This is a genomic window from Nonomuraea sp. NPDC050328 (assembly GCF_044459405.1).
GTDB lineage: Bacteria > Actinomycetota > Actinomycetes > Streptosporangiales > Streptosporangiaceae > Nonomuraea.
Map to the genome: position 1 here is coordinate 252,855 of NZ_JBITIW010000007.1, position 20,567 is coordinate 273,421.

Genomic DNA, 20,567 nt, shown 5'->3' on the forward strand with positions numbered 1-20,567 from the left:
CTCAGAATGGAAGGTCGGCCTGGTCGGGGTCACGTCCCAGCAGGTGCCGCGCGGTGTCCCTGCAGAGGCCGTACAGCGCTTCCTGGTCAAGCCTGAGCAGCAGCGGCAGCACCCGGCCGAAGTCCGCCTGCTCGAACAGCCGCCGGTCCTCGGCGTCCTCCACGTACTCGACGCGTTCGAGGCCCTCGATCAGCAGCGCCCGGTCAGGCCGGACGCGTCGTCTCAGGGGAATCGGGTTCACGCGGGTCCCTCCTCTCTCAGCAGGTACTCCGCAGCGTGGAGCATCAGTCCCTGTTCGGCCTCCTGCAGGCTTTCGACGGCGCCTTCAAAGTGACGCGCCGCCTCCTCGACCTGCTCGATCTGCTCCTTCAGCCCGTCCATCCCGGGCTGTTCTGGGTTGTTGCGGTACTTCGGCCCGACGATCCCGCGCATCCGAGTCCTGGTCAGGTCGCGCCGTTCCCGCAGAGCCCGCAGCGTGGGCTCGGCCATCACCGGGCGGTCCATGTCAACCTGCTCGGCGAGGAGGTACGGCGACAGCCGAGGATCGGCTTCCAGCGCCCGCAGCTCCGCCCTGCGGGCCTCGTCCAGGCCGGGGTCGGCGACCAGCTCGGAGATCAGCTGCAGGTAGCGGGCCAGGCCCGTCTCCTCCGAGCCGAGCGCCCGCTCGAACTCGACGATCTCTCGTACCTCCCGCAGCAGGATCGGCCGCCCGGTCTCCAACCCCTGTTCCAGCAGACTGACCGCCCTCTCCCGCTGCTCGGGGTCGGCCCCATGAACGAAGTACCGGAAGACACCGGCGACGAGGAACGCGTCACCGTAATCAGGATCGGCCATGGTGGCCTGCCGGGCGCGGCTGTCGAGGAGGTCCGCCAGCGACGGTTCGACCCCGGTGCCCTCCCGCTCCGGCCGGCGCAGCTCGTACAGCAGGGTGACCGCGTGGAACAGCGCCGTGTGCGCGAACAGCTTCGTCAGGGCCTGGTCGTCGGCGCGGTCCGCGTCCAGCGCGTTCAGGACGTGGCCGAGCCGTGCGTCGACGCCCTCTCTGTCGCCCGCTCTCCAGCGGCAGACCAGCAGGCCCAGTTCGGCCTGCGCGCTCGATGCCCCCTCGCGCTCCGATCGGTCCCGGGCGTTGGTGAAGCACCGCTCGGCATCCGCAGGTCGTTCGTCGAACACGGCCTGGATGCCTTCGACCAGCTCCAGGTCGTTCACGTGCTCAGGCACCTCGTTCGCGAGCTCGCCCAGTTCCCGGACCTTCCCGAAGTAGTGGAGGGCGCCCTGCGGCTCGCGACGCCGCCAGCTCGCGACGCCCTGCCGCAGGAACGAGACCGAGGCGATGACCCGGGCGTCCTGGCGGTGCCGCAGCAGCCGTTCCTGCTTCTCGAACAGGTCGCAGACCTTCGCGTGCTGCTCCTGCTTGGAGCGCAGCCACAGGTCGAGAAAGGCGGTCTCCTCGGTGTAGCCCGACGACTCGACCAGCGCCGCGACCGCCGTCGACGCGGCCGCGTACTGCTCGGGCTCATACTCGCCGAGCCTTGCCCGGACCAGCGCCTGGACGAACCGCGCGTCGGCGAGCGCGCGGCCCCTCGGACCGGCGTTCAACGCCTCGCCCACGAGCCGGTCGGCGGTCTCGAAGTCGGCGCGCTCACCGCTGTACAGCAACCCTGTCGCCGACTCCAGCGGCCGGCGCCACCGGCCCGGCAGCGCGACCAAGAAGTAGTAGGCACCCGCGACAATCACCGTCGCGAGGATCACGATCGTCACCGTCTGGGCGCTCACGCGTCGTCCTCCGCCCGGGCCTGCCGGTGATCATGAAGATCGCGCTGGAGTTCGGAGAGTTTCCGGCCGTACCCGTGGATCTTCTCATCGCTCATCGAGCGGTTCTCCCGGACTTTGATCAGGCCGAGCCGGGCCGTCTCGGCGATCTGGGCGGCGTCCCTGTGGCGGCCGAGGGCCATGAACGACCGCGCATAGTCGACCATCAGGTCAAACAGCCACCAGTGGAGCCGGTCGTCGCGCATGAGCCGTCCGTAGATGACCTCGTTGGCCAGGTTCGCCCTGCCCCGCGACAACAGATAGACGACCAGCTCGTGCGTGCGTTCGTCCTTGCCCTCCGGTGGCAGGTGCTCGAACGCCCGGAGGATCGTGGCGTCCATCCGCTCCGCGAACGATGGATCGATCGCCTCCGAGAGCTGTTTGGCGAGCCGCCGGGCGAACCGGTTGACCAGGTCGAACTGCGCCAGATACGCCTCCCTGCGCCCCGGCTCCAGCTGGACGGCCTGCTCGAGCAGGTCCCACGCCTCCATCGGCTGGGGCGTGTGCAGGTGCCGGTAGGCCAGCTCTCCCGCCAGCACCAGCAGTTCGTAGGACGGTTCGGTCAGCCGGATCGTGTACGCCAGGTGCAGCGCACCCTCCGGGTTACCCGTCTCCCTGATCTGCCGGACGGCGACCAGCGGGTTCATCGCCTCGCGGCACCGGTCGAGCCGGTCGGCGACCTCGGCCGGATCGAGGACGGCCCGCTCCTCCCGTCCCAGGGCGAGCACGCCCCGCAGGTAGGAGAGGGTGTCTCTGACCGCCGACACGTCCCTGGCCCACAGCGGCAGCCGGCTCGGCAACTCGTCGAGACTCCCCGAGGCCGCCCAGTGCAGCATCCGGCCCGGCTCCGCACTGGGCAGCTCGACGAAGCACCGCAACGCCATGACGACCAGTGCGTACAGGTCCGATGCCCGGTCCGGGCCGCCGTCGCCACGAACGATCTCGGGCGCGAGGTAGGGGATCCGTTCGCGCACCTCCATCAACGCGGCGAGTGGCGGTGCCCCCCACGCGGGCAACTCCAGAAGGAACACGTTCCCGTGCGAGAAGACGATGTCGGCCTCTCCGGGCAGCATCCCCTCGACCCGCTGCCACCAACCGGGCAGGGCGCGCAGCGCCATCGCGACGGCGGCCAACCGGTCGGCCGGACGTGCGCCGTCGATGGCCTGGCCCAGCGTCCCGTCGATGGACACCTCGTACCTGACGATGTCGTTGAAGCGGCCGTCGTCGTCCCGTACCACCTCGGTGCCTTCGGCAGCCAACAGCGGCGCAATCCCGGGGAACCGGGCCCGCTCCCGCCGGGCGGCGAGCGCCGCCCGGTGGTCGCCGGTGAGATGCTCGGCCGGGATCAGACGGTCACACCTACGGCGGTACGGAGCACTGAGGAGCCGCCCCCACATCGCCTGGCCGAGGGGGACCGGTTCGTCGGTCTCAGCGGCCGTCATGCGAAGCGCCGCCCTCTCCCGCCGTGAACGGCGGCGGGATGGTCAGCTCGTCGAACTGCGTCGACTGGGGCTTGATCTCGACGGGCGGAGCCGCCTGCTCCTGGACCTCCGCCGAGAACAGTCCGCGGAGCAGTTCGGCCCGCTCCGCCAGCTCGTCGTGCCGGCCGATCTCGGTGCTCCGCTCGAACTGGGCCTCGAACTCCCGGTTGGTGTTGAGGTGCTTCACCCGTACCTCGAGCAGGCCGTTGATGGTGAGCGTGTACTCGACCTCGAAGCGGTGGTAGCCCTCCGGGCGCGGCTCGACGTCATCGAGATAGATCGTTCCCACCAGGGTGTTCTCGTAGGTGTAGGTACCTTCGCCCTGGTAGACGACGACGCTGATCTGCTGGGCGTGATCGGGGTTGGTGTAGATCTTTTGCTGGCTCGCCGGGATTCGCGTACCGCGCTGGATCAACGGATCGGAGCGGTCGCCCTGGACCGCGAGGCCCAGCGTGTGCTCGGTGATGAGGCTGACGCTCAGCTCGTCGTCGAGATCGTCGTTGACCAGGCTCGACGGCGGGCGCGCGCTCAGGTCGAAGCTCTCTGACGGCGCGAAGCCATGTGCGACGATCGCCGCGCCGCGGGCGACGAGGGTGTCGGGGTCGGCGTCGCTACGGACGAAGTCGTCGCCCTTCTCGAAGTGGTCCAGCAGCATCTGCTTGACCCGCGGGATCCGGGTCGAGCCTCCAACCAGCAAAATCGCATCGATCTGCTCCCGGCCGACGCCCTTGCTGTCGGAGGCGAACCGCAGCGCCTCCTCGACCTGGAGGAGCGACCGGTCCAGGACCGGTTCGATGACCTTCTCGAACTCGGCGCGCGTCAGCTCCCGCGTCTCGCCGCCGGGCAACTCCACAGTGGTGGAGGTGTCGAGGGACAGAGCGCGTTTCGCCGTCTCCGCGGCCATCTTGGTCTTGAGCCGGTCGTCCTCGGACAGGCCGGTCTTGCCGCCGAGCAGCATCTCCACCAGGGCGTCGTCGAAGTCACCACCGCCCAGGCGCTGGTCGCCCGCCGTCGCGAGGACGTCGATGGCGTTCTCGCGGGTCTCGATGATCGACACGTCGAAGGTGCCACCCCCGAGGTCGAAGACGAGATAGATCTGCTGTTCGGTGTCGGCGCGATCCACGCCGTAAGCGATGGCCGCCGCGGTCGGCTCGGGAATCAGCTGCCGCGGGTAGAGGCCCGCGAGCAGTGCCGCCTCCTCCGTCGCCTTCTTCTGCCGCTCGGTGAAGTAAGCGGGTACGGTCACCACCGCGTCGTTGATGGTCCCCCCGAGCTCGGCTTCCGCGATCAGCTTCATCTTCATCAGGATGAGCGCGCTGACTTCCTGCGGGCGCAGCCACTCCTTCCCCATCGGAACCCGGACGGGGTCGTCGACCTTGAAGCGCTTGGCCGCGCCGAACTGGGCGAGGGAGCGTTCGGTGAAGGTCGATCCCATCTCTCGCTTGATCTCGATGATCGTCTGGGCGTCGTCGGCGGAGCCCGTGATCGCATTCTTGGCGTTGTGGCCGACGATGGCCAGGCCAGTGTCGGGGACGTATCGGACGACGGACGGGGTGGCGAAGCCCGCTCCGCCGGCCACGCCCGGGTCGGCGATGATTTCAGGGAAGTACTCGTCGGGGTCATAGGACGCGACGGCCGAGTAGGTGGTTCCCAAGTCGATTCCGATTACACGGTGGAGCGAGCCCGGCATGGCGTCTCCCGTCAGCGGATTTCTCCGTCGAGCAGCGGATTGGGGGCGTGGTCGGCTGTGAAGTCCGTGCGAGTCAGGTCGGACGGCCGGTAGACCGCCTCGTTGCGGCCGGTGAGGTGATCCTCGATCGAACGGCGGAGCACGAAGATCGCGGCAGAGTGGTCGTCGAAGATGGGATCCCAGGTGGGGAGCAGTTTGAGCAGGGAGAGTGGCGGGTGAGCGGCGTCGTACTCGTCCCGGTCGTCACCACTCTCCAGGCGGATCGCGTGGGCGCGGGCGAGTTCCTCTTCGGAGGCCTTCTCCCGCCGCAGTCTTTGGTCGAGCCTGCTCGAGGCGTCCCGGATCTCGTCGGCAGTGGCCTCCGGGCCGAGATCCAGAAAGGAGTAGTCGGTTCTGGTAGGCAGGACGAAAGGCGTGGAAAACAAGCGCAACGGCCTCCCCCGGAGCTTGTGGGGTTGAGCGTCACCCATTATGAAGAGCACCTTCCGGCAGGGCAACCAAATGTGTCTTCTAGCTCATTTGGTCGCCATCAAACGATATTTTGCGCCGGTGCAACGTCCAGATATAGACCGATGTCTGCCAATAAAGCGGCTGGTGCGCCATTTGAGGATTTTAGCCACCCATCCAGCCACGCTCGCCCTGCTCCGGGCCCCTGTCCATGCGTCTGCACGATCAAATGATCTTGCAATCTCCCAAATGGTCCTTGCAGCACACCAGCCGAAAACTGCTGCGACGACCGCCCGAAAACCCGTCACCCATTCGGGCGAATTTGACTGTCGCATCTGAACCGCAAGGCAGCAGCGTGGCCGACAGGTAGGAGTCATAGGTCGGCTGGGGTGCGGTAGGGCGCGCGTGGCTGAAACCTATGGATAAGTGAGCGCAACTCACAACGCTCAGGGCCCGTGTGTTCAACCAGAGGTTCACGGCCCACCTCGTTGACGTCAGGACCCAGCCTCCCTGCGTGGACCGCGCCGCCCGGCTTCTCCTGATCTGCGAGGCTGCTCGTGCGAGAAGGGTGTCGTTGTGCTCACCTCGCCTGCGAATTCGTCCGGCCCGTGCCATACCTGTCAGCGCCGCCCAGGGAAGACGACGGCTACGGCCGTCCGCTCACCTCGGAGAAATCTGTCCACGCCGAACAACCCCACTGTCGCCGCCGCCTGTGCCGCCTTCCTCATACTTGGCATCGCCATCATGGGGTGCAAGATCCACCGATATTGAGCCGCACAGGACCAACCCACGCACTCCGAGCGGACCACCGCCGTGAATATTCGCCGACACGACCGGCCTCTCCTCTCGGCCGCCCTACAGACGGTGCAACCCGAACAGCCAGTACGCCCCTCCGGGGTCCGTGAAGTCGGCTTGATCGGGGCTCGGTACGGCTTCCGCCAGGTCGACCGACAGGTCGCCGGCCTTCGCCAGGGCTCGGGCGAGCACGTTCAGCAGCAGCCGGGCGATCACGGCATCGCGGTCGTCGGCCAGTGAGGTGACGGTCTTGAAGGTCCGCCCGACCGCGATCGCGACCAGAAGCACCAGCTCAGGCATCGACTTGGTCTCTTCGGATGATGCCAGGTCCAGAGCCTTCGCGACGGCCGTGACCGTGTCTCGTATCTTCTCCGAGGCTGGGAAGGCCCCAGTAAGCGCGTTGGCGAGAAAATCGGCATAACGCAGATCGTCCGTGACGTCCGCCAGCCGGGCATGGGTCAGGGACAGGCCGATCGGATCGGGCACGACGTCCAGCAGGCGTTCCAGCGCCGGTCCCGTGTCGGTGCATGCGCCGATCTCTTGCTCCGGCACCTGCGCGATCCGGGCGGCCGACCAGCCCGGGCCAGGTGCTCGCCCCACTCGCCGGTGTGCGTCCGGTCCGCCTCACCGAAAGCGTTCAGGATCTCCTCGATGCAATGTCCACCAGCAGCTCGACGATCTCCCGACCCTGCGGCGAGGTCACGTAAAAGCGGTTCTCATCGACGATGGTGAGCTCGATGTCGGCACCGAACTGACGGCCCAGCGCGGGAGACAGCTTGGTCGAGCCGCCCGCGTCGTCGAGCAGGTCGAAGACACGCTGGAGCTGAGGGAGGACGCGTCGGCCGTGCACCTCTGAATCGGCCCACGCGCCACCTTTTTGCCCGACACCCCCACCATGGTCCGCTGACCGAAGTTGAGTCGCCCATCAGAACCGGATTGAACCGGCCGGATTTGCAGTCAATTGGCCCTCGGCTCCGCAACCCCCGGTTCAGTCAAAATGCTAACTGACGACAGAAGACAGCTGATCATGAACAAAATAGCGTTCAACCTGCCCGGCATAAAGCTGGTCCATCGTCGGAATCGAGATCACGGAACACGCTAGCGGGAAGGCGGGCAGGTCACGATCTCTACCCACGATGCACCTTTGGGCTCCCTCCATACTAGGAGTGAAGCGTGCAATGAAGGTTCCTAAGAGGAATGCACTAATCCCGTTACTGATTCTCACCGTCGGCGGACCGATCAGCGTCGTCAGTACTCCGGCCCACGCGAGCCAGGCAGACGCGGTCGCCGCCGCGCAGGGATACCTGCAAGCGGTGGACGGCCAACTTGTGTCCAGCCCGGAGACGCAGACCGCGATCTCCGCCTACGCCCTTGACGCCGGCGAGAGCTCCTCGTCGGACACGAGCGCGTCGCAGGCGGCCGTCGCCTACGAACTGGGGAAGTCGGCCCAGTTCCGTGACTGGGCCGCATCGCATAGCGACACCTATACATCGGTCGACTCGACGCTGACGGTGGGGGCGGTCACCGTCTCCGGGAGCCGCGCCACCGTCACCGGCGAAGTCGTGACGACCATGCTCTGGAGCACCTCCGCACTCACGGAGACACTCCCGCCGGAGAAGGAGGCGGACGTCGCGGCGGCGCGTGCGGCGGGACGCGCGTTCTCTCCGGGCGAGACGGTGACCAGCGAAGTGGCCTCGGAGCATCAGATCACGATGGTCCAGACCAGCCGGGGCTGGAAGATCGTCTCCGACCTCTACGTGGATCCCTTCAACGAGGAATTGGCCGCCGACCACGTGACTCCGCGGTCGGCCCCGGGCGCGTCCGATGACATCGACGTCTCCGGTCCTGCCGACGCCGCCACTGCGGGGACCCCGGCTCCCGACCTGGTGGCCAAGGTCGACGCGGCGGCGCCCACGGCGTATCGCTTCAGCTACAACCGAGGTAAGGCGGCGGACTACGCCGACAAGTACGCGCGCCGCTACAACAGGTCCTATCCCAACTGCAATCCGGTCGGTGGGGACTGCGCGAACTTCGTCTCCCAAGCGCTCTGGGACCCCTGGGCGGCGAACTTCCCCAGCCAGAGATACTGGCACCCGGGGAGGCTGACCACCTGCGGTGCCACCGCGACGGCATGGCGCTACACGCCCGCACAGCACAGGTTCTTCACCAACCACCCGCGCGGATCGGCGTACAACTTCGCATCCCTCGGTAAAAAGGGATCCAGGTCGTACACGCGCAGTTACAATATCCGCAGCATGTTCATCGGAGATGTAATCTTCTACGACTGGACTTCCAACGGCGAAATCGACCATGTCGCGATCGCCGTGGGCTATGCCGGCGACAACAGCACGTTGATCGACGCACACAACGCCAACCGTTATCGCACTCGCTGGGACTTCGGCGGAAGCCGTACCACGTATTATCACGACCGGTTCAAGAACACGATCCTGGTGCCGTGATGCGAACGCCTGCCCGGTTTCTGCGGACGTCCATCGTAAGTGTCGCCGTAGGTATCAGTGTTGGTTGCTCGGGATCGGCTGTTGAGCCCATCCCGTCGCCGATGCCTTCGACGGCCGGGGACACGACGCCGGAAACCGGGCAAGGCATCTCGCGTTCGGCAGCGGTCAGGGAATTGCAGGCGTTCCTCGACAGCTGGCGCACCGACGGCCTTGCCATCGCGAGCCGCAGCTATCTCGTCGCCGACCAGCAGGTCGCGGGTGGAGCGGACGCACTTGTGCTCAAGGCCGCCCGGGTCGCCAAGGTGAGAAGCGCCTCGCCGACGGCCGGCGACCTCGTCCTCGATGTGGACCTGGACCTCACGTTCCAAGGTGCGACCGGGGCCTGGCACGACGGTCTGAACCAACGCTTCGTGACGTTCACACCGAGGTCAGGTGCCGTGCCTTTCGTGATGAGCCTGGCGACCAGCCCATAATGCCGGCCGCGGGAGTCCTGGACGCCCGCGGCCCGGCCGTCATCTGATTTCAGCGGGTGGTCAGGGACGCGTACAGGTCGAGGCCGACCTTGACCGGGCTCGTCCCGTTGTTCTTGAGGACGATTGTGCCGTCAGGCCGTACCGGAGCCAGCACAAACCCGGCATGATCCAGACCATCCGCCCGGTACGCGACCACGTTGACCGCAGGACCGTTCACGTTGGGGACAAGTTCGACCGCACCCGCGGCGGTTCCGCGGGCTGTGACGGTGAGACCGAGTGCCGAGGGGCCATTCTGCGGCCGGAAGGTGTAGGCGCCTCCCGCGGGGATGGTCACGTCGCGCGCGACGGGGGCCGGGCGGACGGCGTTGACGATCCACCCGCGTTGCGCCGCGGTGTAGTAGCCGGTCAGGTCGACCGTGACCTCAACCGGGGATCCACCCAGGTTGTGAATATTGATCTTCTTGCCCGAGCCGGGTTTCGCGATGGTGAAGAACTGGGTCGGGGTATTGGCCACGTAGTCGGCGTTGGCCTCGGCGGGATAGACCTCACCGGAGGGGTAGACGCGGATGGTTCCCCCCGCGGTGCCCTTCACGCGCACCGCGAGCGCGATCTCGTTCACGCCGGTAGCAGGAAGGCCGGTGGCGACGAGCTCGTAGTTGCCCCAGGCGGGAACGGAGATCCGGTTCGCGACGCGCGTGGGAGGCAGCGCCACGTAGGTTCCGCCGATCGTGGCGACCGCGTGGTCGAGCGTGTAGCCGTGCACGTCGAGATAGAGGGTGACCGGCTGGCCGCTCCGGTTGGCCACCTGGATCTTTCCGTCCGATCCGACCTTGGCGAACACGAGGTTGGAGGCGACATGGGTGGAGTCGTAGTTGACCGCGTTCCCCTCCGGCGCCGTGTCACCGCTGGGGTAGACCGCGATCGACCCCGTGTTGAACCATGCCCCGCGTGCGCTGATGTTGAGGGCGACGGAGGCGAGCCCGGTGGCCGGCAGGCCCGCCACTCCCGCGACGGGGACGGTCATCGTGGAGTTCGCACTGACCTGGACGTTGTCGAGGATCCGGGCACGCTGGTAGAAGTACTGGCCGGGTCCGGGTCGCGGGATCACACCAAGGGCGGCGTCATCGAGCTGGATCCGGGCCGTTCCCTCGATCGGCTTGCCTGTGTCTTGGAGCTTTCCCAGCAGATCGGCGACCGGGGCCTGCGGAAACTTCTGCCGGAGTACGGCGAAGGCACCGGCGACATGGGGGGCGGCCATGGAGGTGCCGCTCATCGGCGCCCACTGGTTGCCGGGGATGGCGGAGACGATGTCGGATCCGGGCGCGAAGAGGTCGAGCAGCGGGCCGCGATTACTGAAGTCGGAGACCCCGTCGTCCTTGGTGGTGCTGCCGACGGCGACGGCGGACGACACGCAGGCGGGCGCGCTGACCGCGTCCGGGTAGCCCCTGTTGCCCGCTGCGATGACGGTGGCCACCCCGGCCGCCAGCAGCTTGTCGATAGCGCCCTTTCGCGGGTCGCTGTCGCACGGCGCCGTGAAGAGGCCGTTGCCCAGGCTCAGGTTGGCCGCGACCAGCGGGGTGCCGGACTCGCGTAGCGTCAGCACCTTCTCCAGACCGGCGAGTTGAGCGCTGGTGAAGCTCAGAACGCACGGAGCCTCGTCCACCCCGCAGAAGTCCTCGGACTCGAACCTGCTGAAGACCTGAACGGCCACGATGTTCGCAGCTGGGGCGACGCCGCTGCCGGGCGCCCCTGCCAACCCCTCGGCGTTCCCCGCGACGATCCCGGCCACATGGGTGCCGTGAGCGCAGTCGAGGGTGGCGCATGGGCCGGTCTCGGAGTCGGCCGATCCGGGACCCTGCTGCTGCGGGGTGCCGTCGGGGCACAGGCTGGTGGCTCCGTAATCCGGGTCGGCGGGCGAGAAGCAAGCTTCGGCGACGACGCGTCCTCTGAAGAAGGGGTGGCGCGTCGCGACCCCCGTGTCGAGTACGGCTACCGCCGTACCCTTCCCGGTCAGCCCGGCCGCCCGCGTACGGTGGGCGCCGATCAGCGGGATGCTGTCGGCCAGCACCGGGCGGCTCGGCTTGTCTTCTGTCACGCTGACCACGCCCGGCTGGCCGGCCAACCGGGCCAACCCTGCGCTGTCCACGCGCAGCGTCACGATGGGCAGCTTGGCCAGTGTCTGCAGCACCCGCCCGGCCGCTACCGAGCCGGCCGCCGCCGGAAGGTCGGCGCGTGTCGCCGTCACGACGTTCACGCGTACGGTGTGCCCGTTCCCGATCTTTGTCTTGAGGCTCGGGTCCACCCACGGATCGGCCGCGGCTGCGGCGGGCGCCCCTGTCAGGAACGCTGGCAGAAATAAGGCCGCAACCAACGCGAGTACGGCTAATCCCGCCCCGCTTCTGGTCCTGCGAAGTCGCTTCATCCCATTCCCTTCGGGCATTCACCGATTTCGCACCAAGAAGAGCATGGAGCGGGGTTTGTCGGCCTCTAGCCGCAGGCTGAACTTCGGACGCCTGCTGTGGTTGGCCACAGTTGATCTCGGGGTTGCAAAAGATCATACTGTGACTCACGTTTAGGAAAGAAAACAACAGAGGTTGTCAAAGGTTCAACTCGAAGGCGGAGGACGTGGGGACTCCCAAGACATACCGTGACGCCGTGCGGCGATGGATCCACTGGCTGGCGCGAACCGACCCGCGACTGCTCGACGGACTCCTGGCAGCACTGTGCCTTCTGTTCTCCTTACGCGTTGTGCATGACCATTACCCTGCCGGACCGCGCCCGTTCGATCTCGGCGGGCTCTTGCTTCTGCTCATCGGCAGCCTTTCGATCGCATTTCGCCGGATCGCTCCCTTCAGCGTGTTGCTGATCGCCTGCGCGACTACCGGCCTGAGCGAGGTGGCCGGATATTGGCCGGCGCTTGGTCAGTTGCCGCCGCAGTTCGCGTTCGCGACGCTGGCCGCGCTCCGCCCGCGCCCGCTGGTACTGCTCGGTTCGGTCGTGCTCGCTCCGATCATGATCTACAGCAACCTGAACACCTGGCCCAATGCCGCATTCGACGTCGTCGTCATGACGCTGATCTGGATCGCGGTCCTGTGGGCGTTCGGCGACGGCGTCCGGCGCCTGGGAGAGCAAAACCGCCAGCTCGCCGCCCGAAACGAACGCCTGGCTCACCTCACCGCCTTGCTGGACCAGGAGCACCGCGAGCGTGCCTCCCGCGCACTACTTGAAGAACGCGTCCGGATCGCGCGCGAACTGCACGACATCGTCGCGCACCACGTGGCGGTGATGGCCGTTCAGGCGGAGCTGGCCGGATACGTGTTCACAAGTGACCCGGAGACTGCCCGGCGATCACTGGTAACCGTGGCCGGAACCGGACGTGTGGCGCTGTCGGAGATGTATCACCTTCTGTCGGCGCTTCGCCCCGAGCCCGGCGTGCCCGGCGTGCCCGAAGCCGGTCCTCATCCACCACCCGGCCTGAGCGGGGTATCGGAGCTGGCCGCCCGTGTTGAGGCCGCCGGCGTACCGGTCCGCGTGATCGTCATCGGCACTCCCCGCGCGCTGCCCCAGGGGTTGGATCTGTGTGCCTACCGCGTGATCCAAGAGTCGCTCACCAACGTGGTCAAACACGCGAGAGAGGCCACCGCGACAGTGCGCATCGACTACCGGCCCGCCTGCCTGGACGTGCTGATCACCGATTCCGGCAAGGCCGCCGAGGGAACCGCAGGGCATGGCCACGGCCTGCTGGGCATGGCGGAGCGGGCGAAGATCTACGAGGGGACTCTGATGGCCGGACCACGCCCGGACGGCGGGTTTCAGGTACAGCTGACCCTGCCCTTGCCCCTGACCGAGGGTACGCCGCTCAGTCTGGCCGTCTCATGATGAGGGTACTCGTGGTGGACGACCAGGACCTCGTCCGGGCCGGGCTCGCCGCGTTGCTGCGAGCCGCGCCTTCCGTCGAGGCGGTATATGAGGCTGCGAGCGGAGAGCAGGCCGTCACCACCGCCGCGACGCACCGGCCCGACGTGATCCTCATGGACATCCAGATGCCCGATATGGATGGCATCGCGGCAACCAGCCGGATCCTGTCCGGCGCTTGCAACCCCATGCCACGCATCCTGATCTTGACCACGTTCGACCTGGACGAGTACGTCCACGCCGCGCTGCTCGCCGGCGCGAGCGGCTTCCTGCTGAAGACCACGCCCGCCGAACGGCTGTTCGCCGCGATCGATGCGGTAGCTGCCGGGGACCTCCCGTTCACATCCAGCATCACGCGCACGCTCATCCGCCACTACATCCAGCAGCAACCGCTCGTGCTGCGGGCCGGCAGCGACACCGCGCTCACGCCTCGGGAGCAGGACGTCCTGCGCCTGGTTGGGCACGGCCTGGACAACGGCGACATCGCCGAACGCCTTCACCTGGCCGAGGGCACGGTCAAGTCCCATCTGCACCGCGCCATGACCAAGCTCAATCTGACCAGCCGTGCCCAGGCGGTGGCTTTCGCCTTCCAGAGCGGCCTGGTCAGGCCATGAACAGGGGGGCCGAGATCCCAGCCTCCAGCCGTTGATGCCGTTCGCATCGAATGTTGACAAGCGTGGGGCAGCCCCGAGGGTCAGGACCATGCTCCGCGCCATCGTCAAGCATCGATGGCCGGCCGAGAACTTCCCCGCGTTCCTTCCACCGGGACAACGACTTCCAGCACAAGGTCCTGGAGCCCCTCGCCCCCGCTGGCAACGACAGGCAGGCGCTCATCGAACGCGCCTAGCTGCAGCAGGCCATGACTACCCCTCTCAACGACCTCGAAGGACGGTGACCGATGCCCACCACAACCACCCGGCCCGGCCAGGCTGCCGCCACGACCACCACGGCATGCCAAGTGTGCGGCGCCGCGCCAGTGAGGCCGAGGCGCAGGTCGCTTGGCATCGCGGCCGCCTGGCCGACCAGGCGACCCCGAGAACGCCGCTCAGGCGATCCCTGATCGTCCGAGGGCCTCACCGAGCACTCCGCCTGAGAGTCCACAGTGGAGGCCTTGGCCCGTCGTCTGGCCAGTCTGGCCTTAATGATCGCCAGCGCCCCCGCCGGCACCTGCGAGCTTGTACGGCAAACCCGGCCTGCAACGCGGCCTGTCGTAAACGAAGCTGTCACCAGATACACGCGATTTCGTCATCCCTTCTCAGAGCAGCCTGAACCGGGAGAGGGCCAACTGCGCGATCAATGCGCCGCTCGGTTGCGGCGTCGGCGGACGGCGCGGATCTCGGTGTCGGTGACTTGGTCGTCGAGCAACGCATACAACTGCGTGGTCTCGGTGGAGGCGTGACCGAGGCGGCGGCGAACTGCCTCGATGGACACCCCGGCGTTGATGAGCTCGGCCCTGGCCGCGCCGAGCTACCTGCGCCTGCTCATCACCGCGGAACCGGTCGACGAGACGACCGCCGACCAGGCGGTGCACGTCACGCTCGCTGCCGCGCGCGGGCGTCCTACGGCAGGGGCACGAGGATGAGCCGGTCGGCAGAGCGTGAGGGCGCCGCCGAGAAATCATCCGCCGACACGTACCAATACTTACCGCACGTGATCAGATACGTCCGGGAAACCGCGAAAGATCCGCTCGAATGTACTTGCTGACAGCTTCGTTAACGACAGGTCGGACAGGTCTCAGAGGCCGGGATCACAAGCCAACGCTCGGCTCGCAACAGGAGGGCTCCAGTCTGTACGGCGCACGCCCGAAGCCCACGATCGTGCCGGCCTCCGGCTGTGCCCGTCGTGCTGATCGCCCTCGGCCTGCACATCCTCATCAACGGCGGCCTCTGATCAGTTCGTACGGCGCAGCTCACTGAGCCTGGCGAGCCCGCAGGGCGCGGAGCTTGTGGCGGTTGCCGCAGCGTTCCATCGCGCACCAGCGACGGGCACCCGGCCGGGAGGTGTCGACGAAGACGAGGGGGCAGTTGTCGCTGGCGCACTCGCGGATGCGTCCGGCGAACGGCCCCGACAGCAGCTCGATCATCTCCCGCGCCAGGCTCGACAGCGCCTGCGTGGCCCGCACCGGAGGCGCCCATCCTGCGGTGGTGCCGTCGGCGGCGAGTTCGGGGACCAACGGCGCCTCGGCCGCGGCCCTGTTGAGGATCGCGACCGCCTCGGAGGAAAGCGGGCGGCCGTCCGCCCGAGCGTGGGCCGCGTCCCAGATCGCCTGGCGCAGAGACTTGGCCGCCGCCAGGTCGCCGGGGGTCACGGCGTCCGTCATCACCACTGCCAGCGGGGGCTGGGCCAGCCATGCCGCGAGGTCGGAGGGCTGGCGAAGGCTCTCGAACACTTCGTACTTCCCCTCACCGCCCGTGTGGGCGAAGTCCAGACAGACGGCTCCGGCATCGAACCGGAACGAACCGCCCTTGGGGTCGTGCAGCACCCGTCCAGTTGCGTTCATGCGCATGACACCACTATAACTGGTTTCAGAAGCGAAACCCCTATAACTGGTTTCAAGGAGTAAGCGCATGAGCATCCGCCACATCAACCCCGAGGGTCTTCATCGCAGCCCCGCCTTCAGCCAGGCGGTCGTGGTCGAGCAGCCATCAAAGACGATCTACATCGGCGGCCAGAACGGCGTCGGCGCCGACGGCAAGGTCGTCGGCCGCACGGTCGGCGAGCAGGCCAGGCAGATCTTCCGCAACCTTGCGGTGATCCTGGAGAGCGAGGGCGCGACCCTGGCGAACATCGTGCACTGGCGCATCGCCGTGGTCGACGGTCACAGCTTCGACGAGGGCGTGGCCGCCTTCCAGGAGGTGTGGAACCGTAACGACCCGCCCCCCGCGATCACCGTCCACGTCGTGGCCGGTCTCGGCCCGGGCTTCCTCGTCGAGATGGACGCGGTCGCGGTCGTCTGAGCCGCAGCTCGCGAGATTTCGGATCATGACCAACATCGCCGGTGCCCCACCGTCCGGGCGGAGCACCGCACCCCTCTGGCCGATCGTCGGCCTGGTCTGCCTGGCGCAGTTCATGGTGGTTCTCGACGTGTCGATCGTGAACGTCGCGCTGCCCGCCATGGACGGGGCCCTCCATCTGGGCCCCGAGGGCCTGCAGTGGGTGGTCAACGGCTACATCCTCACCTTCGCCGGGTTCCTGCTGCTGGGCGGGCGGGCGGCCGACCTGTTCGGACGCAGGCGCACCTTCCTCGCGGGCCTGGCGGTGTTCACCCTCGCCAGCCTGGCCGGCGGCCTCGCCACCACCCCCGAGGTGCTGATCGCCGCGCGGGCGATCCAGGGACTCGGCGCGGCGGTGATCGCCCCGGCCACGCTGACGATCCTCACCACCGTGATTCCCGCCGGTCCGGCGCGGGTCAGGGCCATCGCCACCTGGGGCGCGGTCGGGGCGGCGGGCGGGGCCATGGGCTCGCTCGCCGGCGGTCTGCTCACCGACTACCTGTCGTGGCGCTGGATCCTGCTCATCAACACGCCACTCGGAGCGGTCGCGATCATCGCGGCGCTGCGCCGGCTCGCCGAGAGCCGTGACGCCGGCAGCGGCGGGCTCGACTTGGCAGGGGCGATCATGGTGACGCTGGGGCTGTCGGCGCTGGAGTTCGGGATGCTGCAAACCCCCGCGTACGGCTGGAGCTCGCCGCGCACGTGGGTCCCGATGGGAGCAGGCGTGCTGGCGCTGGCCGTGTTCGTGCTGGTCCAAGCCAGGTTCGCGCGGGCGCCGCTGATGCCGCTGCGGGTCTTCCGCTCCCGCGCGGTCTCAGGTGCGCTCCTGGTGCAGTTCCTGCTGGGCATGGCGGGCTTCGCGGTCTGGTACTTCCTCTCCCTCTACATGCAGCAGGTCCTGCACTACAGCGCCCTGCAGGCGGGCCTGGCATTCCTGCCGCACACCCTGGCCATCATCGTGGCCACCAAGAGCACGCCGTGGCTGCTCGACCGGGTCGGCCTGCGCACTCTGCTCGTCACGGGGACGCTCGTCGCGGCGGCCGGATTCGCCTGGCAGGCCACGATCACGCCGGGCAGCGGCCTGCTCACCGGTCTCGTCCTGCCCGGCGTGCTCATCACCGGCGGGATGGGCCTCACCTCGGCCCCGATCGCCATGACCGCCACAGCCGGAGCCGCCCCTGGCGAGGCGGGGCTGGTCTCCGGTGTGCTCAACACCTCCCGCCAGGCCGGCGGCTCACTCGGCCTCGCCGCGCTGACCGCCCTGGCGGCCGGCGGAGGTGAACCATCCTCGGGGTACGGCACGGCGTTCTGGGCCTGCGCCGGAGTCGTGGCCGCCGCGGTGCCTGCCGTACTCGCTCTGCCGAAGCCCCCGCGCGGTTGAGGGCTCAGGCCCGGTCGAAGTAGGCGTACGAGCACCGCGATCATCAAAGATCGCCGGGTGCTCGCGGGATGGCCGCACATCCGGACAAACGGGCTCAGTATGCCGGGGACCGCCAGGCCGTGATCGAGGATGAGGGTGTCAGGCGTGAGCTGCCCGAATAGACCATAGGTGATCAGGTCGTCATCCTGCGGGTGCCGAAAACCATCCGTGCAGGTCGCAGGCTCGATGGGCGCTCATACCTGGCAAATCGAGGGGGTCGCGTGAGCTGTACCGAAACGCCATGCTGATCTGTCGCGCTGCTGCCCCTGGCCTACCTCGCCGTCACGAACACCTTCTCATTCATACGGCTCCTGCCGATGGACAAGCTGCGGCAGCTGGTGCTGCTGGTCCGCCCGGACACACTCATGCGCTGGCATTGCGACCTCCTCAGGCGCCGGCGCGCGGCGGCCACTGCAGCTCGGGGGCCGGGGCGCCCGCGTACCGTCCGATCCATTCGGGCTCTGGTGTTGCGGCTCGCACGGGAGAACCCCTCCTGGGGCTACCGGCGCATCCACGGCGAACCGGCCGCACTCGGTATCAGGATCGCCGCCACGGTGTGGGGGATCTTGAAAGAGCACGGTGTCGCTCCGTCCCCGCAACGCTCCCACACCGGCCGGGCCGACTTCCTGCGCGACCAAGCCGACGCACTCTTGGCGTGTGACTTCTTCTAGGTCCGCACCTTGACCGGGCACGACTCCACGTCCTCGCCGTCCGAGCATGCCACCCGCCGCATCCGCATCCTTGGCGCCAGCGCCCACCCCACCGGTCAGTGGGTCACCCAAGTCGGCCGCAACCTCCTCACGGACCTGAACGAGGCGGGCATCTGCGCCAGGTTCCTCATCCGCGAACGCGACGCCAAGTCCACCGATGCCTTCGATGCCGTACTGACCGACCCCGCGATACAGGTCGTCACCACAGGTATCCGCATCCCGCGCATGAACTCCATCATGGAGCGCTGGATCCAGACCTGCCGCCGCGAACTGCTGGACCGCAGGCGGAAGAGCACGCCTGACAGGAAAGAGGAGAGCGCCTGAACGCTCTCCCCTGTCAATCGTCCTGTCACCAGTCCGAGCCCGATCATCATGCGGACGTCTGCCCTGGTGAGAGATGCGCGCCCTGCAGGATTCGAACCTGCGACCGTCGGATTAGAAGCAAGATTCTTTGATAGTTAGACGTGCCTGCTCATGCCGGCCTGTACGACGATGCGTCAGTTTGCGTGACCGCAGGTGACCAATGATGACGTGCCATGCCCGGGACGCCCGAGCACGAACCGAGCACCGATTGGGCACCGTGCACGGCACCCGGTCTTCGCCACCCATCCGCACTCCAGGCTCCATGCAGGCAAGATCGCGATCCGTGTCGGTTCGTCTGCTGCATTTAACCTTGATTAGTGTGTTCGGCCAGCTGGTGTTGCTGGGTGGTGGTCAGCTGTCCAGAGGCATCGAGATCATGGGGCTCCGCCACGAGGTGGCGATGTTGAAGCATCAGGCCTGCCGGCCGGCCGAAGCCGGACTGGGCCGATCGGGCGATCCTGGCGGCCTTAGAGCGCCTAACGCAATGAAGTGAGGCGTCGCCAGCAGATGAGCGCGCAGGCCAGCTTGAGGAAGGCCTCGTGGATGTCGGCGCGGATCTCCCAGCGGATGCGCAGGCGGCGGAAGGCGTGCAGCAGGGCGAAGGTCTGCTCGACGACCCAGCGTTGTTTGCCGAGGCCGGAGCCGTGTCCGGTGCCGCGGCGGGCGATCAGCGGGCGGACCCGCAGCTCGCGGACCAGGTGGCGGTACTTGTCGTGGTCGTAGCCGCGGTCGGCGAGTACCGCGTCGGGGCGCTGGCGGGGCCGGCCGCGCTTGCCGCGCACCTTCGGGATGGCATCCAGCAGCGGGCGCAGCTGGGTGACGTCGTTGCGGTTGGCACCGGTCAAGATGGTGGCCAGGGGGATGCCGGTGGCGTCGGTGATCAGGTGGTGCTTGCTGCCGGGCCGTCCTCGATCGACCGGGGACGGGCCGGTCTGCGGCCCCCTTTTAACGCTCTGATCTGCGAGGAGTCCACCACGGCGCGGGAGAAGTCGAGCGCGTCGGCGGCCCGCAGCCGATCGAGTAGCACCTCGTGCAGCCGCTGCCACACCCCGGCCTTGTTCCACTCGGCCAGCCGCCGCCAGCAGGTCATGCCCGAGCCGTAGCCCAGTTCTTGCGGCAGGTGCTCCCAGGCGATCCCGGTGTGCAGCACGAACAGGATGCCCTGCAACGCCAGCCGATCATCGAGCCGCTTACGTCCCGGATGCCGGAACCGCCGCTGACGCTGGGGCAGCAACGGCTCGATCACCGCCCACAGCTCGTCGCTGACCTCCCACGGCTTCAGCTTGGCCATCCGTGCTCCGCTTGCTCGGCTACAGCGAGAGATCAAAGCACACCGGAGATCATTCTGTTAGGTGCTCTTAGCCCCGCTTCCTACCGACGGCGCTACGAGCTTATCGGCTGGTCACCCCCAGTACCTTGCTGGCTTCGCATCGCCGTTTGATCAACCATGCGTGAACTCATCCCACCGTGCTGGCCGTCCTCGAACAACCATGGAGGTCGGGATCTGGTCCTCCGTCTGGCACTCAAGAATCGAGGTGGGGGTATCGGCGGGTACACGATGAGCTGCTGGGTCGCGTAGGCCCGCATGTCAGGGAAGCGACCGCGAGACGGATCCTGCCTTCGCGCCGGCACGTCCGGCTTCTTCCACGTCGACACGATCTTCCTGAAGCGTTTGTGCGGGTTGTTCCTGATGGAGGTGGAAACATGGCGCGCGCACGTCCTGGGCGTAATTGCCCATTCAACCGGCGCGTGGACGGCTCAGCAGGCCCGTAACCCGCTCATGGATCTGGGGCAGAAGATCGACTCGTCCCAATTCCTCATCGGTGATCAGGACGCTAAGTTCACCGCCACCTTCGACGAGATCTTCACCAGCCATGGCGTCACGGTGGTGAAGACACTGCCACGCACGCCCCGAACCAACTGCTACGCCGAACGCTGCGGTTCGAACCGTCCGAGCCGAATCCACCGACCGGACGCCGATCTACGATGAACGCCATCTCGAATCGGTC

The 20,567-nt window shown here is 67.5% G+C and carries 22 protein-coding genes; 11 read left to right on the forward strand and 11 right to left on the reverse strand.

From position 1 onward, the window contains the following. Position 1 precedes the first annotated feature (1 nt). The 7 genes from ACIBG7_RS26505 to ACIBG7_RS26535 form a co-directional block, all read right to left on the reverse strand. The gene (locus tag ACIBG7_RS26505) at positions 2–241 is read right to left on the reverse strand and encodes a hypothetical protein (RefSeq protein ID WP_357932260.1); all 240 of its coding nucleotides are present in this window, start codon (positions 239–241) and stop codon (positions 2–4) included. Continuing rightward, positions 238–1,776, reverse strand: a complete 1,539-nt coding sequence (locus ACIBG7_RS26510) for a hypothetical protein (protein ID WP_357932257.1) — start codon at positions 1,774–1,776, stop codon at positions 238–240. Before ACIBG7_RS26510 ends, ACIBG7_RS26505 begins: the two co-directional genes overlap by 4 nt. Continuing rightward, positions 1,773–3,254 carry a hypothetical protein gene (locus ACIBG7_RS26515; RefSeq protein WP_357932255.1) on the reverse strand — a complete coding sequence of 494 codons (1,482 nt, stop codon included), beginning with the start codon at positions 3,252–3,254 and terminating at the stop codon, positions 1,773–1,775. The genes ACIBG7_RS26510 and ACIBG7_RS26515 overlap by 4 nt, the downstream gene beginning before the upstream one ends. Further along, positions 3,241–4,983, reverse strand: coding sequence for an Hsp70 family protein (locus tag ACIBG7_RS26520; protein ID WP_357932253.1), 1,743 nt, complete (start codon positions 4,981–4,983; stop codon positions 3,241–3,243). The genes ACIBG7_RS26515 and ACIBG7_RS26520 overlap by 14 nt, the downstream gene beginning before the upstream one ends. Positions 4,984–4,994: 11 nt before the next feature. Next, a complete protein-coding gene (locus ACIBG7_RS26525; RefSeq protein WP_357932250.1) occupies positions 4,995–5,414 on the reverse strand; it encodes a hypothetical protein in 420 nt (139 codons plus the stop codon). Between the two features lie 871 nt (positions 5,415–6,285). Continuing rightward, complete coding sequence (locus ACIBG7_RS26530; protein ID WP_397337940.1) at positions 6,286–6,777, reverse strand: hypothetical protein; 492 nt, start codon at positions 6,775–6,777, stop codon at positions 6,286–6,288. Between the two features lie 85 nt (positions 6,778–6,862). Continuing rightward, on the reverse strand, positions 6,863–7,075 hold the full coding sequence (locus ACIBG7_RS26535; protein WP_397337941.1) for a hypothetical protein: 213 nt from the start codon (positions 7,073–7,075) through the stop codon (positions 6,863–6,865). A gap of 328 nt (positions 7,076–7,403) precedes the next feature. On the opposite strand from ACIBG7_RS26535, the gene ACIBG7_RS26540 reads away from it, so the two are divergent. Both ACIBG7_RS26540 and ACIBG7_RS26545 read left to right on the forward strand, forming a co-directional pair. Further along, positions 7,404–8,684, forward strand: coding sequence for an amidase domain-containing protein (locus ACIBG7_RS26540; protein ID WP_397337942.1), 1,281 nt, complete (start codon positions 7,404–7,406; stop codon positions 8,682–8,684). Between the two features lie 101 nt (positions 8,685–8,785). After that, entirely contained in the window at positions 8,786–9,157 is a 372-nt protein-coding gene (locus ACIBG7_RS26545; protein WP_397337943.1) for a hypothetical protein, read from the forward strand. 49 nt (positions 9,158–9,206) lie between these two features. Here ACIBG7_RS26545 and ACIBG7_RS26550 read toward each other — a convergent pair whose 3' ends face one another. Next, entirely contained in the window at positions 9,207–11,411 is a 2,205-nt protein-coding gene (locus ACIBG7_RS26550) for a S8 family peptidase (protein WP_397337944.1), read from the reverse strand. Between the two features lie 401 nt (positions 11,412–11,812). Between ACIBG7_RS26550 and ACIBG7_RS26555 the strand changes: the two genes are divergently transcribed. Then, positions 11,813–13,036 (forward strand): sensor histidine kinase, encoded by a 1,224-nt coding sequence (locus ACIBG7_RS26555; RefSeq protein WP_397337945.1) that lies wholly within the window; start codon positions 11,813–11,815, stop codon positions 13,034–13,036. A gap of 14 nt (positions 13,037–13,050) precedes the next feature. Continuing rightward, positions 13,051–13,686, forward strand: coding sequence for a response regulator (locus tag ACIBG7_RS26560; protein WP_397337946.1), 636 nt, complete (start codon positions 13,051–13,053; stop codon positions 13,684–13,686). Between the two features lie 679 nt (positions 13,687–14,365). Here the strand turns inward: ACIBG7_RS26560 and ACIBG7_RS26565 are convergent. Beyond that, entirely contained in the window at positions 14,366–14,503 is a 138-nt protein-coding gene (locus tag ACIBG7_RS26565) for a hypothetical protein (protein ID WP_397337947.1), read from the reverse strand. Positions 14,504–14,513: 10 nt separating this feature from the next. Here ACIBG7_RS26565 and ACIBG7_RS26570 point away from each other — a divergent pair, with 10 nt between their 5' ends. Further along, positions 14,514–14,654, forward strand: a complete 141-nt coding sequence (locus ACIBG7_RS26570) for a hypothetical protein (protein WP_397337948.1) — start codon at positions 14,514–14,516, stop codon at positions 14,652–14,654. A gap of 327 nt (positions 14,655–14,981) precedes the next feature. Here the strand turns inward: ACIBG7_RS26570 and ACIBG7_RS26575 are convergent, their stop codons facing one another. After that, the gene (locus ACIBG7_RS26575; protein ID WP_397337949.1) at positions 14,982–15,578 is read right to left on the reverse strand and encodes a CGNR zinc finger domain-containing protein; all 597 of its coding nucleotides are present in this window, start codon (positions 15,576–15,578) and stop codon (positions 14,982–14,984) included. A 61-nt stretch (positions 15,579–15,639) separates the two neighbouring features. Between ACIBG7_RS26575 and ACIBG7_RS26580 the strand changes: the two genes are divergently transcribed. The 5 genes from ACIBG7_RS26580 to ACIBG7_RS26600 all read left to right on the forward strand — a co-directional run bounded on the left by ACIBG7_RS26580 (position 15,640) and on the right by ACIBG7_RS26600 (position 19,051). After that, positions 15,640–16,029 carry a RidA family protein gene (locus ACIBG7_RS26580; RefSeq protein WP_397337950.1) on the forward strand — a complete coding sequence of 130 codons (390 nt, stop codon included), beginning with the start codon at positions 15,640–15,642 and terminating at the stop codon, positions 16,027–16,029. A 25-nt stretch (positions 16,030–16,054) separates the two neighbouring features. Further along, complete coding sequence (locus ACIBG7_RS26585) at positions 16,055–17,446, forward strand: MFS transporter (RefSeq protein WP_397337951.1); 1,392 nt, start codon at positions 16,055–16,057, stop codon at positions 17,444–17,446. 356 nt (positions 17,447–17,802) lie between these two features. Continuing rightward, positions 17,803–18,156 carry a hypothetical protein gene (locus ACIBG7_RS26590; protein WP_397337952.1) on the forward strand — a complete coding sequence of 118 codons (354 nt, stop codon included), beginning with the start codon at positions 17,803–17,805 and terminating at the stop codon, positions 18,154–18,156. Between the two features lie 9 nt (positions 18,157–18,165). Then, a complete protein-coding gene (locus ACIBG7_RS26595) occupies positions 18,166–18,519 on the forward strand; it encodes a hypothetical protein (protein ID WP_397337953.1) in 354 nt (117 codons plus the stop codon). Positions 18,520–18,841: 322 nt separating this feature from the next. Beyond that, positions 18,842–19,051: a hypothetical protein gene (locus ACIBG7_RS26600; RefSeq protein WP_397337954.1), complete on the forward strand. Its 210-nt coding sequence runs from the start codon at positions 18,842–18,844 to the stop codon at positions 19,049–19,051. Here ACIBG7_RS26600 and ACIBG7_RS26605 read toward each other — a convergent pair. Beyond that, positions 19,035–19,849, reverse strand: a protein-coding gene (locus ACIBG7_RS26605) for an IS5 family transposase (protein WP_397337955.1) whose coding sequence is annotated in 2 segments (ribosomal slippage) — positions 19,035–19,492 and positions 19,492–19,849 — 816 coding nt in all. Because the reading frame shifts where the segments join, the coding sequence is not laid out codon by codon here. The genes ACIBG7_RS26600 and ACIBG7_RS26605 overlap by 17 nt on opposite strands. 294 nt (positions 19,850–20,143) lie before the next feature. On the opposite strand from ACIBG7_RS26605, the gene ACIBG7_RS26610 reads away from it, so the two are divergent. Next, positions 20,144–20,548 carry a hypothetical protein gene (locus ACIBG7_RS26610; RefSeq protein ID WP_397337956.1) on the forward strand — a complete coding sequence of 135 codons (405 nt, stop codon included), beginning with the start codon at positions 20,144–20,146 and terminating at the stop codon, positions 20,546–20,548. Positions 20,549–20,567: the final 19 nt, after the last annotated feature.

Coding starts and splice junctions, on each gene's coding strand:
- ACIBG7_RS26515 (WP_357932255.1), bottom strand. CDS start 3,254: ATGACGGCCGCTGAGACCGACGAACCGGTCCCCCTCGGCCAGGCGATG.
- ACIBG7_RS26520 (WP_357932253.1), bottom strand. CDS start 4,983: ATGCCGGGCTCGCTCCACCGTGTAATCGGAATCGACTTGGGAACCACC.
- ACIBG7_RS26540 (WP_397337942.1), top strand. CDS start 7,404: ATGAAGGTTCCTAAGAGGAATGCACTAATCCCGTTACTGATTCTCACC.
- ACIBG7_RS26545 (WP_397337943.1), top strand. CDS start 8,786: ATGCCTTCGACGGCCGGGGACACGACGCCGGAAACCGGGCAAGGCATC.
- ACIBG7_RS26570 (WP_397337948.1), top strand. CDS start 14,514: ATGAGCTCGGCCCTGGCCGCGCCGAGCTACCTGCGCCTGCTCATCACC.
- ACIBG7_RS26575 (WP_397337949.1), bottom strand. CDS start 15,578: ATGCGCATGAACGCAACTGGACGGGTGCTGCACGACCCCAAGGGCGGT.
- ACIBG7_RS26580 (WP_397337950.1), top strand. CDS start 15,640: ATGAGCATCCGCCACATCAACCCCGAGGGTCTTCATCGCAGCCCCGCC.
- ACIBG7_RS26585 (WP_397337951.1), top strand. CDS start 16,055: ATGACCAACATCGCCGGTGCCCCACCGTCCGGGCGGAGCACCGCACCC.
- ACIBG7_RS26590 (WP_397337952.1), top strand. CDS start 17,803: ATGGACAAGCTGCGGCAGCTGGTGCTGCTGGTCCGCCCGGACACACTC.
- ACIBG7_RS26610 (WP_397337956.1), top strand. CDS start 20,144: ATGTCAGGGAAGCGACCGCGAGACGGATCCTGCCTTCGCGCCGGCACG.